General features: G+C 69.0%; 10 protein-coding genes and 1 pseudogene. 1 reads left to right on the plus strand and 10 read right to left on the minus strand.

The features are described from left to right. Positions 1 to 295: 295 nt before the first annotated feature. The 3 genes and pseudogenes from speB to ACRAQ3_RS18385 all read right to left on the minus strand — a co-directional run. Positions 296 to 1,258 (minus strand): annotated as a pseudogene (speB, locus tag ACRAQ3_RS18375) (agmatinase); the annotation flags it as partial. Positions 1,259 to 1,272: 14 nt separating this feature from the next. After that, positions 1,273 to 2,574, minus strand: a complete 1,302-nt coding sequence (locus ACRAQ3_RS18380; protein WP_432256901.1) for an NAD(P)/FAD-dependent oxidoreductase — start codon at positions 2,572 to 2,574, stop codon at positions 1,273 to 1,275. Beyond that, positions 2,574 to 3,920, minus strand: a complete 1,347-nt coding sequence (locus tag ACRAQ3_RS18385) for a glutamine synthetase family protein (RefSeq protein WP_432256902.1) — start codon at positions 3,918 to 3,920, stop codon at positions 2,574 to 2,576. Before ACRAQ3_RS18385 ends, ACRAQ3_RS18380 begins: the two co-directional genes overlap by 1 nt. Positions 3,921 to 4,052: 132 nt before the next feature. Here ACRAQ3_RS18385 and ACRAQ3_RS18390 point away from each other — a divergent pair, with 132 nt between their 5' ends. After that, entirely contained in the window at positions 4,053 to 4,730 is a 678-nt protein-coding gene (locus tag ACRAQ3_RS18390; RefSeq protein ID WP_085896423.1) for a GntR family transcriptional regulator, read from the plus strand. A gap of 4 nt (positions 4,731 to 4,734) precedes the next feature. Here the strand turns inward: ACRAQ3_RS18390 and ACRAQ3_RS18395 are convergent, their stop codons facing one another. From ACRAQ3_RS18395 to ACRAQ3_RS18425, 7 genes are all read right to left on the minus strand, one after another. Continuing rightward, entirely contained in the window at positions 4,735 to 5,847 is a 1,113-nt protein-coding gene (locus ACRAQ3_RS18395; protein ID WP_432256903.1) for an NAD(P)/FAD-dependent oxidoreductase, read from the minus strand. Then, positions 5,844 to 6,746: a 2-hydroxyacid dehydrogenase gene (locus tag ACRAQ3_RS18400; RefSeq protein ID WP_432256904.1), complete on the minus strand. Its 903-nt coding sequence runs from the start codon at positions 6,744 to 6,746 to the stop codon at positions 5,844 to 5,846. Before ACRAQ3_RS18400 ends, ACRAQ3_RS18395 begins: the two co-directional genes overlap by 4 nt. Beyond that, entirely contained in the window at positions 6,746 to 8,380 is a 1,635-nt protein-coding gene (locus tag ACRAQ3_RS18405) for an ABC transporter ATP-binding protein (protein WP_432256905.1), read from the minus strand. Before ACRAQ3_RS18405 ends, ACRAQ3_RS18400 begins: the two co-directional genes overlap by 1 nt. Then, positions 8,377 to 9,219 (minus strand): ABC transporter permease, encoded by an 843-nt coding sequence (locus ACRAQ3_RS18410; protein ID WP_432256906.1) that lies wholly within the window; start codon positions 9,217 to 9,219, stop codon positions 8,377 to 8,379. Before ACRAQ3_RS18410 ends, ACRAQ3_RS18405 begins: the two co-directional genes overlap by 4 nt. After that, positions 9,216 to 10,193: an ABC transporter permease gene (locus ACRAQ3_RS18415; protein ID WP_432256907.1), complete on the minus strand. Its 978-nt coding sequence runs from the start codon at positions 10,191 to 10,193 to the stop codon at positions 9,216 to 9,218. Before ACRAQ3_RS18415 ends, ACRAQ3_RS18410 begins: the two co-directional genes overlap by 4 nt. A 71-nt stretch (positions 10,194 to 10,264) precedes the next feature. Beyond that, complete coding sequence (locus tag ACRAQ3_RS18420) at positions 10,265 to 11,806, minus strand: ABC transporter substrate-binding protein (protein ID WP_432256908.1); 1,542 nt, start codon at positions 11,804 to 11,806, stop codon at positions 10,265 to 10,267. A gap of 71 nt (positions 11,807 to 11,877) precedes the next feature. Continuing rightward, positions 11,878 to 12,657: a class II aldolase/adducin family protein gene (locus ACRAQ3_RS18425; protein WP_432256909.1), complete on the minus strand. Its 780-nt coding sequence runs from the start codon at positions 12,655 to 12,657 to the stop codon at positions 11,878 to 11,880. Positions 12,658 to 12,740: the final 83 nt, after the last annotated feature.

The raw sequence follows: 12,740 nt of genomic DNA on the forward strand, positions 1-12,740 counted from the left end.
GGGGCGCAGGTCTCGGGTGCAGGCGCGTGGCAATCTTGCGAAGTGAAGCGACCATAGCCGAATTTCGGGAAATTTTCCAGCGGCATGCGATGGCACCCCGAAAGGGCACCCTGCGCCCGGGCGGATGACTGCCCCAGCGTCATGAGGGCGCGGCCCGGGTGGTCCGAAACGCGCTGCACGGGCCCGCCCGACCCTTCGCAGGCCGGGGGGCGGACCCGGGCGCTGGGTCCGGTGCTCTTCCAGAGAGCGGGTGGGTGACGTGGCAGGGCCCGGTTCCAGGGCCCCGCGCCGGTCCGAGGCGACCCACCTCGCGCGGCACGGCGCCCGCGTCGCGCGCCAGCAGGCAGAGCCAGTCATGCGCCACGGTGGCGGCGGCGATGGCGGTGATCTCGGCATGGTCGTAGGGGGGCGAGACCTCGACCACATCCATGCCGACGAGGTTCAGCCCGCCCAAGCCGCGCACCAGCTCCAGCGCCTGCCACGAGGCCAGCCCGCCCGCGACCGGCGTGCCGGTGCCCGGCGCGAAGGCCGGGTCGAGCCCGTCGATGTCGAAGCTCAGATAGACCGGCGCGTCGCCGGCCCGGTCGCGCAGCAGATCGAGCGCGGCGTCGATGCCATTGCGGTGCAGCCAGGGCGCGGTGAGGATCTCGAAGCCGTGGTCATGGTCGTTAAAGGTCCGCAGCCCCAGCTGCGTCGAGCGGGACACGTCGATCACGCCCTCGGCCGCGGCCCGGGCGAACATGGTGCCGTGGTCGAGCCGTTTGCCGTCGTCCTCCCAGGTGTCGCAATGCGCGTCGAACTGCAGCAGCGCGATGGGCCCGTGCTTCTTCGCATGCGCCTTCAGGAGCGGGTAGGAGATCGAATGGTCGCCGCCCAGCGTCAGCATCCGTGCGCCGGAGGCGAGGATCGCGTCGGCATGGGCCTCGATGGCGGGCGCCACGCTCATCGGGTGATGCGGATCGATCATGCAGTCGCCCCAGTCGATCACCGAGAGCGTCTCGAACGGGTCGAAACCGAATGGAAAGGCCTTGAGCTCGGCGAGCTGGGTCGAGGCGGCGCGGATCGCCGCCGGGCCGAAGCGGCAGCCGGGGCGGTTGGTGACGCTGGCGTCGAAGGGCACGCCGGACACCACCACGTCGACGCCCGCGAGATCGCGGGTATAGCTGCGGCGCAGGAAGCTCAGCGCGCCGCCATAGGTCATCTCGGGCCAGCGGCCCCGCGTCTCGCCGCGCCGGAACGCCTGATCGCCCTGCTGCATGTCCTGCGTCACCTTCAGATTCCGAGCCTGTCGCGCAGGCCGTAATACCAGCTGCCCATCACCGAATAGGGCACGCGCAGCGCCCGGCCGCCGGGGAAGGGTATCCAGGGCAGCGCCGCGAAGACGTCGAAGCGCGAGGCGTCGCCGTGGATCGCCTCGGCCAGGATGCGTCCGAAGGTGTGCGATCCGGTGACGCCGTGGCCGGAATAGCCATGCGCGAAATAGGTGTTGGCGCCGATCCGGCCCATCTGCGGCACCCGGCTGAAGGACAGCGCGAAATTGCCCGACCACGCATAGTCGATCCGCGCCGATTTCAGCTGCGGGAACACCTTGTCCATGTTGCGCTTGAGCTTGGCCTTGATGTCCTTGGGGTCGGTGCCGCCATAGACGGTGCCACCGCCGAACAGCATCCGCTTGTCGGCCGAGAGCCGGTAGTAGTCGAGGATGTAGCGTACGTCCTCGACGCATTCATCCTTGGGGAGAAGCTCGGCGGCCAGCTCCTCGGAGAGCGGCTCCGTCGCCATGATCTGGGTCGAGACCGGCATCACGCGCGGCGCGAGTTCCGGCACCACGTGGCCGAGATAGGCATTGCCGCACAGCACCAGCCGGTCGCAGCGGATCGTGCCCTTCTCGGTTTTCACGACGGGTCGCGCGGCCTGGGTATCGACCGAGATGACGGGCGACATCTCGTGGATCACGCCGCCATTGCGTTCCACCGCCTCGGCCTCGCCGAGCGCGAGGTTGAGCGGGTGGATATGACCGCCGGTGGTGTCGAGCAGCCCGCCCGCGTAGAAGTCCGAGCCGATATGCTCGCGCAGCCGAGACTTGTCGAGCATCACCTGGTTGTCGATGCCGTAGCCCTGCCAGAGCTTCTGGCGCGCCTCGAGCTCGCGCATATGCGCGCCGGTGATGGCGGTGAAGATGTTGCCCTGCTTCAGGTCGCACTTGATGTCGTAGCGCGCGACCCGCTCGCGGATGATCTCGCCGCCCTCCTGCACCAGAGACGCCACGAATGTCGCGGTGTCTCGGCCGTAGCGCTTTTCGATGGTCGAAAGAGAGGCGTTCAGCCCGTTGACGATCTGCCCGCCATTGCGGCCCGAAGCGCCCCAGCCGACGCGCGCGCCTTCGAGCATCGTGACCTTGTGGCCCTTCTCGGCGAGATGCAGCGCCGTGGACAGCCCGCTATAGCCCGCGCCGACGACGCAGATCTCGGTGTCGTGTTCGCCCGTCAGCGCCGGACGCTCGGGCGAGGGGTTGGCCGAGGCGGCGTAGTAGGAGCCGGTGTGGCTTCCGTCGCCCGCGTAGGATGCGGCCATCAGACGATCTCCAGATAGCTGTGGAATTCCAGTTCGGTGACGTGCCGATTGAAGCGGGCCTGCTCCTGCTTCTTGCATTCGACGAACATCTTCTGCAGCCGCCGCGAATAGATCTCGGTCACCAGGGTGCCGTTCTGGAAGGCGCGGATCGCGGTGGCCCAGTCCAGCGGCAGGTGTGGCAGGTCGAGGCTGTAGGCGTCGCCGGTGATCGCCGGCGGTGGCGTCAACTCGCGCTCGATCCCCAGGAGCGCGCCGCCCAGAACGCTCGCCAGCACCAGATAGGGGTTGGCGTCGGCGCCCGCGACCCGGTGCTCGATCCTTCGCGCCTTGTGATCGCCGCCGGGAATGCGGATCGCCACGGTGCGGTTCTCGTAGCCCCATGCGACGTTCGAGGGCGCGTGCGCGCCGGGCAGCAGCCGGCGGAAGCTGTTCTCGTGCGGCGCGAAGATGAGCGCGTTCTGCTGGATCGTCTCCAGAAGCCCCGCCACCGCGTTCAGCATCATCGGCGTGCCGTCCTCGCCGCCATCGTCGAAGAGGTTGCGGCCCTCGTCGTCGGTGATCGACATGTGCACGTGGAAGCCCGAGCCGGCGCGGTCGCCATAGGGCTTGGCCATGAAGGTCGCGGCGAAGCCGTGCTGCCGGGCGATGCCGCGCACCACCCGCTTGAACAGCAGCGCGTCATCGGCGGCCCGCAGCGGGTCGGCGACGTGGCGCATGTTGATCTCGAACTGCCCGGCGCCGTTCTCTGAGATGGCGCTGTCGGCGGGGATGCCCTGGCTGTGGCAGGCGGCGTAGACGTCGTTGAGGAAGGCGTCGAAATGCTCCAGCTCGTCGAGGCAGAGCGCGCCGTCCGAGGTCAGCCGCTTGCCGGTGATCGGCGAACAGGGCGGGGCGGGGTGATCGCCCGAGGGGTCGATCAGGTAGAACTCCAACTCGGTCGCCACCACCGGCGTCAGCCCGTGTGTCTTGAAGCGTTCGACCACGTTGGCGAGGGCGCGGCGCGGATCGCCAAGGAAGGGCGCGCCGCTCTCCTCGTTCATCCACAGGGGGATCAGCGCGGTCGGCTTGCGGGTCCAGCTCATCGGCATGGCGCCGCGGCCGGTGGGAACGCAGACCCCGTCGGCGTCGCCGGTCTCGAACACCATGGCGCCGCCTTCGATATCCTCGCCCCAGATGTCGAGGCCGCAGATCGACAGCGGCATCCGCACCGTGCCGGCCATCACCTTGTCGAGCTGGTCCGCCGGCATCCGCTTGCCGCGCAGCACGCCGTTCAGGTCGCAGACGCAGCCGAAGATGTTTTCGAGCTCCTGCGGCGCGGGGGCCGAGATCGGTTCGTCTTCGTTCATGCCGGGGCCAATCGAGATACAATTTTCAGATTTGTGATACCTTTTTGCATGACAGTCCGATATGGCTGTGTCAATCGCGATCGCGTCCGCCATCGCGCCTGCCGCGTTGACCCGACCGGAACAGGGGATGTCATGCTGGATCTGCCCGACCTCCCGCGCGAGGGCTTCGTGACCGCGCAGGACTATGTCTATGCGAGGCTGCGCAACGCCATCATGGTAGGGGCGGTACAGCCCGAAAGCACGCTGACGATCCGCGGCCTCGCCGATTGCATGGGGATCAGCCCGACCCCGATCCGCGAGGCGCTGCGGCGGCTCGGCTCGGAGCGGGCGATCGAGCTTCTGGGCAATCGCCGCATCAGCATTCCCGGGATGACGCCGGAGCGGTTCGAGGAGATCGTGAGCCTGCGCCGCGCGCTCGAGGGGCACGCGGCGCGGCGCGCGCTGCCCTATGTGTCTCAGGTGCTGATCGACGAGTTGGCCCTCATCGACGACCGGATGGACGGCCATGTGCGCGCCGGCGACTTCGATGCGCTGACCACCTCGAACCACGCCTTCCACCGGCTGCTCTACACCGCCAACCCGCATCAGCAGGCGATGCCCGCGATCGAAAGCGTCTGGCTCCAGCTCGGCCCGTTCCAGCGGCGGGTGATCCGCGACGTGCGGCAGTTCTATCTCGTCGACCGCCACAAGGAGATCCTGCGCGCCCTGCGGGAGCGCGATTGCGGGGCGCTGGTCCGCGCGATCGAGGACGACATCCGCGACGGCATCCAGCAGGCGGGCCAGCTGGTCCTTGCGGAGGATCGAGGCTGATTTGTCAGGCCGATCCCGCCGTGGCGAACCGGCCCGGCGAGAGGGCCGAGACGACGTGCGGCGGCAGGGCGGCAGCCCGGCCGAGGCAGAGATCCGCGGCGAGTCGCGACAGGGCCGGGGCGGTCTGCACGCCGTAGCCGCCCTGTCCGGCAAGCCAGAACAGCCCGGTCCGCGCCGGATCGAAGCCCACGACGGGGCTGCGGTCGGGCGCGAAGCTGCGCAGGCCGGCCCAGCTGCGTTCGACCCGGCTGACCGGGACCGTCACCGCCTGCTCGTAGCGGTGCAGCCCCTCGGCCAGGACCATGTCATCGGGCCATGCGTCATGCGGATCGACGGGATCCTCGTCTGCGGGCGACACCATCAGTTTCCCGGCCTCGGGCTTGGCGTACCAGCTCTCTGCGGCCGAGGCGAACATCGGCCAGTCGTCGAGCGCAACCTCCTCGGGCATCGGCAGGATCGCGGCGGAGCGGCGCAACGGCGTGATGCCGAGCGGCGCGGCCCCGGCGGCGCGGGCCACCATGTCGGCCCAGGCCCCGGCCGCGTTGATCAGCACCGGCGCGGTGATCTCGCCCCCCTCCGTCTCGATCCGCCACAGGCCGGCCTCGTGCCGCAGCGCCCCGACGCGCAGCCCGGTCACGATCCGTCCGCCCCGGTGGCGCAGTAGCCGCGCGTAGCCCTGAAGCATCCGGTCGACATCGATGTCCTGCGCGTCGCGTTCGAGCAGGGCTGCCACGATGCTCTCTTGCCTGAGGATCGGCACGATCTCCACGGCCTCTGCGGGGCTCAGCCGCTCGAGCCCGGAGGCGCCGTCGGCATAGGCCTCGAGGGCATCCATCTCGCTCTCGTTCGCGACCAGCAGCTCGCCGCGCGGTGACAGCAGGCTGCGATCCGACACGCCGTCGGGCGCGTCGAGAAACGGGGCCGAGGCGGCGTTGAGCGCGCGCAGCGTGGCGTTGCCGTAGTTGCGGATGAACAGCGCGGCGGACCGCCCCGTCGCGTGGTAGCCGATCGAGGGCTCGGCCTCGATCACGGTGACGCGCGCCTCGGCGGCGATCTCGGCAGCGGCGCTGACCCCGGCGATGCCGCCGCCCAGCACGATGACGTCGTTCTGCTTCATGCTCCAAGCGCCTCCATTCCGCGTCGCACGTTCTCGACCACCGCCCCGGCCTCCGCCTCGCCCGCGATATGCGGAGTCACGAGGATCTTCGGATGGTCCCAGAACGGGTGGCCGCGCGGCAGCGGCTCGGTCGCGAAGACGTCAAGCGACGCGCCCGAGAGCTGGCCGCTGTCGAGCGCCGCAAGCAGGTCCTCCTCGACCAGCTGGCCGCCGCGGCCCATCTGGATCAGCGCCGCCCCGCGCGGCAGCGCGTCGAACAGCGCCCGGTCGAGCAGGCCGCGCGTCTCCGGCGTCATCGGCAGCACGTTGATCAGGATGTCGGTCCCGGCGAGGAACGCCGCGCGCCGGTCTTGGGTCAGATGCGTGACGCCCGGTTCGGGGTCGGGCGGGTGGCGCGTCAGGCTGGTGACGGGATAGCCGAGCACCGCGAGGCTGCGGGCGATCTGCCGCCCCATGAAGCCGAGGCCGAGAATGCCGATGCGCCGTCGTGCCGGGCTGGCGCCGCCGGCGCGGCGGGCCCATTCGTGCCGGGCCTGCGCCGCGATGAGATCGGCCATGCCGCGATGGTGCCAGAGCACCTGGAACACCGCGAAGCCCGCCATCTGCAGCGCCTGGTCGGGATCACGCAGCCGGATCAGCGGAATGTCCCGGGGCAAGGAGCGGCTGGCCGTGATGCCGTCCGTGCCCGCGGCGATGGAGAACACCGCGCGCAGGTTGGGATAGGGGGTGAAGGCCTCCTGGCCCGGCCGCCATGCGAGGGCGAACTCGATCTCCGATGGATCCGCGATCCGCTCGGGTGGGCGCAGGTCGAGGGTCGGTTCGGCATCGAAATACGGGCCGAACAGGCGCATCAGGTCGAGCCGCTCGCAGAGCGCGACACCCTTGTGCACGCGGCCCATCAGATCGCCTCGGCGCGCGCGGGCGATCCGCCATCGGCCCAGCTCGCGCCGGGCACGGCGTCGAGCAGGCTGCGGGTATAGGGATCGCGCGGGTGCAGGAACACTTCGTCGACCGGGCCGATCTCGACCAGCCGTCCCTTCTGCATCACGGCGATCCTGTCGCAGAGCTGCGCCGCGACCCGCAGGTCGTGGGTGATGAAGAGAAGCGACAGGCCGAGCCGCGCGCGCAGATCGCGCAACAGGTCGAGCACCTGCGCCTGGATCGACACGTCGAGCGCCGAGACCGCTTCGTCGGCGATGATCAGGTCGGGGTCCATGGCCAGCGCACGGGCGATGCCGATGCGCTGCCGCTGGCCGCCCGAAAACTCGTGCGGGTAGCGGTCGGCGGCGTCCGCGCCCAGCCCGACCACCTCCAGAAGCTCGCGGGCGCGGGCCTCGGCGTCGCGCTTCGGCACGCCCTGCGCCACCGGCCCCTCGGAGATCGAGCGCAGGATGCGCGCACGCGGGTTGAGCGAGGCGTAGGGGTCCTGGAACACCATCTGCACCCGCCGCCGGGCGCGGCGCAGCGCGTCCGCATTCAGCGCGGCCATGTCGTCGCCGCCGACGAGGATCTGGCCGCCGTCGGGATCGACGAGACGCACCACGGCGCGGCCGAGCGTCGACTTGCCCGAGCCGCTTTCGCCCACGAGGCCCAGCACCTCGCCGCGCGCGATGGTGAGCGAGACGTCGTCGATGGCGCGCACCTCGCGCGCGGCCCGGCCCCAGCCGCCGCCGGTGCGGTAGGTCTTGCACAGGTTGCGGATCTCCAGCGCGGGGGCGGCGGTGACGCGCTCGGGGCGCGGCACCGCGTTCGAGGGGATCGCGTCGAGCAGGCGGCGGGTGTAGTCGTGCTGGGGCGCGGCGAGCACCTCGGAGGCCGGGCCGGTCTCGACCATCTCGCCATGGCGCATGACGATGACCCGGTCGGCGATCTCGGCGACGACGCCGAAATCATGGGTGATGAACATCACCGCCATGCCGTGCCTTTGCCGGATCTCCGCGATCAGGTCGAGGATCTGCGCCTGCGTGGTGACGTCGAGCGCGGTGGTCGGCTCGTCGGCGATCAGGATCTCGGGTTCGAGCGCGAGCGCCATGGCGATCATCGCCCGCTGACGCTGGCCGCCCGAGAGCTGGAACGGGTAGGCGCGGATGATCTTCTCGGGATCGGGCAGGCCCACCTCCTCGATCAGCGCCAGCGCGCGGGCGCGCCGTTCGGCCGGGGTCAGCAGCCCATGCGCCTCGAACACCTCCGAAATCTGGTCGCCGATCCGCATCAGCGGGTTGAGCGCGGTCATCGGCTCCTGAAAGATCATGCCGATCTTCGCGCCCCTGAGCGCGCGGCGCTCGGCCTCGGGCAGGGTCAGCACGTCGCGACCGCCGAAGATCGCGCGGCCGCCGCCGATCTTCACCGCGCCCGGCAGCAGCCCCATCAGGGCGCTGGCGGTCATCGACTTGCCGGAGCCGCTCTCGCCCACCACGCAGAGCACCTCGCCGCGCGCCAGCGTGAAGCTCAGATCATGGACGGCATGGGCGCGGTCGGCGCCGGATGGCAGGTCGAGGGTCAGCTTCTCGATGCGCAGCACGGTGTCGCTCATGCCCGGCCCTTCCGGTTGAGATGCGGGTTCATCGCGTCGTTCAGCCCCTCGCCGATCAGGTTCAGCGCCAGCACGGTGATGACGATGGCCAGCCCGGGAAAGAAGCTCAGCCACCAGGCCGAGCGGATCACGGTGCGCGCGGCGCCGATCATGTAGCCCCATGACATGATGTTGGGATCGCCGAGGCCGAGAAAGGCGAGCGAGCTTTCGAGGAGGATCGCGGTGGCAACCATCAACGAGGCCATGACGATGATCGGCGACATCGCGTTAGGCAGGATCTGGCCCAGCAGGATGCGCCGATTCGACAGGCCCGCAAGCTGCGCCGCATCGACGAATTCGCGTTTCGACAGCGACAGCACCTCGGCCCGCACGAGGCGGGCGACAGGCGGCCACGAGACGATGGCGATGGCCAGAGTGATCGAGGTCAGCGTCGGCTCGAGGATCGCCACCAGCACGATGGCCAGCGCGAAGTTGGGGATGGTCTGGAAGAACTCGGTGAAGCGCATCGCCGCCTCGTCGACCCAGCCGCCGTAATAGCCCGCGACCGCCCCCAGCGGCACGCCGATGGCCAGCGCCACCAGCGTCGAGACGAGACCCACGAGCAGCGAGACCCGCGCGCCATAGGCGAGGCCCGCCGCCACGTCGCGGCCCAGCGTGTCGGTGCCCAGGGGCAGGCCTTCGGTCGCGAAGGGGGTGAGGAAGGGGCGCTGCACCATCTGCCACGGCCCCTTGGGGAACAGCAGCGGCGCGATCAGCGCCACGATGATCACGGCGGCGAGCAGCACGAGGCCGAGGATCGCGCCGCGATTGCGGGAGAAGCGGGACCAGAAATCGCTCATCGCGTGGCTCCGATGCGGGGATCGATCAGCCGATAGACGAGATCGGTGACGATGTTGAACAGGATGACCATCGCGGCCGAGATCAGGAACACGCCAAGAAGCGTGTTGTAGTCCCGCGCCTGCAGGCTTTCGAACATCAGCCGCCCGATCCCGGGCCAAGCGAAGACCGTCTCGGTCAGCACCGCGCCGCCCACCAGCTGGCCAGCCTGAAGACCGGCGAGGGTGACGACCGGCAGAAGCGCGTTGCGCAGGATGTGGCGGCGGCGGATCACCCGGTCGGGGAGGCCCTTGGCGCGCGCGGTCTTCACGAAGTCCATCTGCACCACCTCCAGCATCGAGGCCCGGGTCATGCGGGTGTAGACCGCCATGAAGAACAGCCCCAGCGTGGTGGCGGGCAGGATCAGGTGCTTGAGAATGTCGAGGGCACGGGAAAGCCCGGTGAAACCGCCGCCCACCGTCTCGTAGCCGAAGCCGGGCAGCCAGCCGAGCCAGACCGAAAAGACCAGCACCGCCATCAGCGCCGCCCAGTAGAGCGGGGTGGCGTAGAACAGCAGCGCGATGCCGGTGATGATGCTGTCTCCGGCGCGCCCGACCCGGGCCGAGGCGGCGACGCCCATGGCGACGCCGAACAGGAGCGAGATGCCGAAGGCGGTGAGGGTCAGCAGCAACGTCGCGGGCAGCCGCTCCATGATCAGGTCGAAGACCGGCGCGCCCTGCCGGTAGGAATAGCCGAGGTCGAACTGGATGATGTTGCCGACATAGTTCCACAGCTGCACGTAGAGCGGCTGGTCGAGGCCGAAACGCTCGCGCAGCTGGGCGATGAAGATCTCGTCGGCGGCACCGGCCTCGCCCGCCATGACGGCGGCGGGATCGCCGGGCGCGGCGTGGATCAGCAGGAAGTTCAGCACCACGATCGCCAGAAGCGTGATCGCGGCCTTGATGAGCCGTCCGAGGACGGTGGTGGCGATGGCCATGCCGGGGGCTCTCCGTTGCGATGGCGAGGTGCCGGGGCGGACGGGGCCGCCCCGGCGGGATCAGGCCGGGATCACTGCTTGATCCAGGTGTCGCGCAGGCCGTCGTTCACGCCGATGGCGGTGGTGACCAGATCCTGCACCTTGCAGTCGTAAAGCGTCGGGAATTCCAGCTCGAGCAGCCAGGCCACGGGCGCGTCCTCGACGATTTCCTGCTGGATCTCGGTATAGAGCTTCTGGCGCTCCTCCTTGCCCAGCGTCACCGCCGCCTCGGCCCATTTCGCGTCGAGTTCGGGGTTGCGATAGCCCTCGACATTGTTCCACGGGCTGCCCTTCTCGATCTGGTCCTCGAGATAGTTGCGCGCGGTGCCGAGTGCCGGGTCGCCGTACTGGTAGAGATAGGTGAAGGCGAGATCGTAGTCCCATTCGCTGGTCTTCTGGTTCCAGCCCGCGACGTCGGCGCTGTCGATCTCGACCTCGATGCCGACCTCCTGCAGGTTCTGCTTCACGGCCTCGGCCCAACGCTGCCAGGTCTCGCCATAGGGCAGGGGCAGGATCCGTACCGGTTCGCCGTCATAGCCCATCTCGTCGAGGAGCGCGCGCGCCTTGTCGGGGTCGTGGCTGTAATCGGTGACGTCGTCGGTGTAGAAATTGGTGCGCGAGCTGACCGGGCCGGTCGCGACCTTGCCGAAGCCGTTCCAGACCACGTCGCGCACGAATTCGCGGTCCATCGCGTACATCACCGCCTGCCGGAAGCGCTCGTCCGAGGTCGGCCCCTCGCGGTTGTTCATCCACATGAAGCTGTGCGGCGCGAGGAACTCCCAGCCCTCGCCGGTCGAGCAGGTGTCCTCGTCCTCCATCAGCCGCGCCACGTCCCAGTTCTCGATCGAGCCGCCGGGCAGCACGTCGACCTCGCCGGTCTCGAAGGCCACGGCGCGCGAGGCGGCGTCGGGGATGACGCGGAAGAACACCTCGTCGAGATAGGGCTTGCCGTCGAGATAGTAGTTCTCGTTCTTCACGAGGTGGATATGGCTTCCCTTTTCCCAGGCCTCGAACTTGAACGGGCCGGTACCGATCGGCGTCGCGTTCATCTCGTTGTTGGCGTAATCCGTGCCTTCGTAGATATGCTTCGGCACGATCGGCATGGTGCCGGCCTCGAAGCTGTTGATGAAGGGGCCGAAGGGCTCGGAGAGCTGGAACACCACCGTGTTCTCGTCCGGCGCGGTGATGCTCTCGACGTAGTTCAGGCTGACGCGCAGCCGCGAATGGGTCTCGCGCAGGAACTCGTCGGCGGAGAAGACCACGTCCTCGGCCGAGAAGGGCTCGCCGTCATGCCAGACCACGTCTTCGTGCAGGTGGAAGGTGTAGGTGAGGCCGTCCTCGGAGATTTCCCAGCTCTTGGCGAGCGATGGTTGCGGCTGGAGATCGGTGTCGTAGCGCAGCAGGCTTTCGTAGATATGGCCCGCGACCATCTGCGTGGGGCCGTTCTGCACGAGGCCGAGCATCAGGCTCGGCGGCTCGGGCTGCACCACGATGTCGAGGCGTCCGCCCTGCTCCTGCGCGAAGGCGCCGGTGGCCGCGGCCACGAGGAAACTCGTCGTCAGCAAATGCTTCATCTGTCTTCCCTGTCGGTCTGTTGGTGTGGTCCTGCTTTGAGTGACCTTCTTTTTATTCTCTTGCGCCCGGTTCAGGCGTCGAAGCCCGGCGCCGCCCGTTCGAGACGGCGCAGCTCGGCGGCCCATTCCGGGTCGGGCTTGCCGTCGATCTCGTAGCGGTCGTAGCCGCGCTGGTACTGCCGCGCCGTGTGCGCGGCGATCTCGTCGGAGAGCGGGCGCGGCCTCAGCCCCATGCCGAGCGCCGCGATCTGCGCCTTGCAGGAGCGTTCGAGGTTCAACGTCAGTTTCACCGCCTCGGCCACCGAGCGGCCGCAGGTGAGCATGCCGTGGTTGCGCAGCACCATCACGTTCTTCGGGCCGAGATCGGCGATCAGCCGTTCGCGTTCCGCGAGGTCGAGCGCGATGCCCTCGTAATCATGATAGGCGACCTGCCCGTGGAACTGCGCCGACCACTGGTTCAGCGACAGCAGGCCCTCCTCGACCGAGGAGACCGCGACGCCCGCCACCGTGTGGGTGTGCAGCACGCAGACCGCGTCGTGGCGCGCCATGTGCACCGCCGAATGGATGGTGAAGCCCGCCGCGTTGACGCCCGCGCCGTAAGGGTCGTCGATCACGGCGCCGCTTTCGTCGACGGTCACGAGGCTCGACGCCGTCACCTCGTCGAAACGCAGGCCGAAGGGGTTGAGCAGGAACCGCTTCTCGCCGCCCGGCCCGTCGGGAAGCCGCGCCGAGATATGGGTGTAGATCCCGTCATCCATGCCTTCGAGCGCGATCAGCCGGTAGGCGGCGGCAAGGTCGCGCTTGAGCGCGCCGACGTCTTCGGTGGTGCTGCCTCCCTGTCCGTCGGCCATGCTTCGTCCCCTCTGCAACGATCCGTCGGGGTCGAGCCTGTCGGGCGTTTGCCGTTCAGTCAAGAAGATTGTCGACAATCGAC

The sequence above is a fragment of the Limimaricola sp. AA108-03 genome (genome assembly GCF_050847355.1).
Taxonomy (GTDB): domain Bacteria; phylum Pseudomonadota; class Alphaproteobacteria; order Rhodobacterales; family Rhodobacteraceae; genus Limimaricola.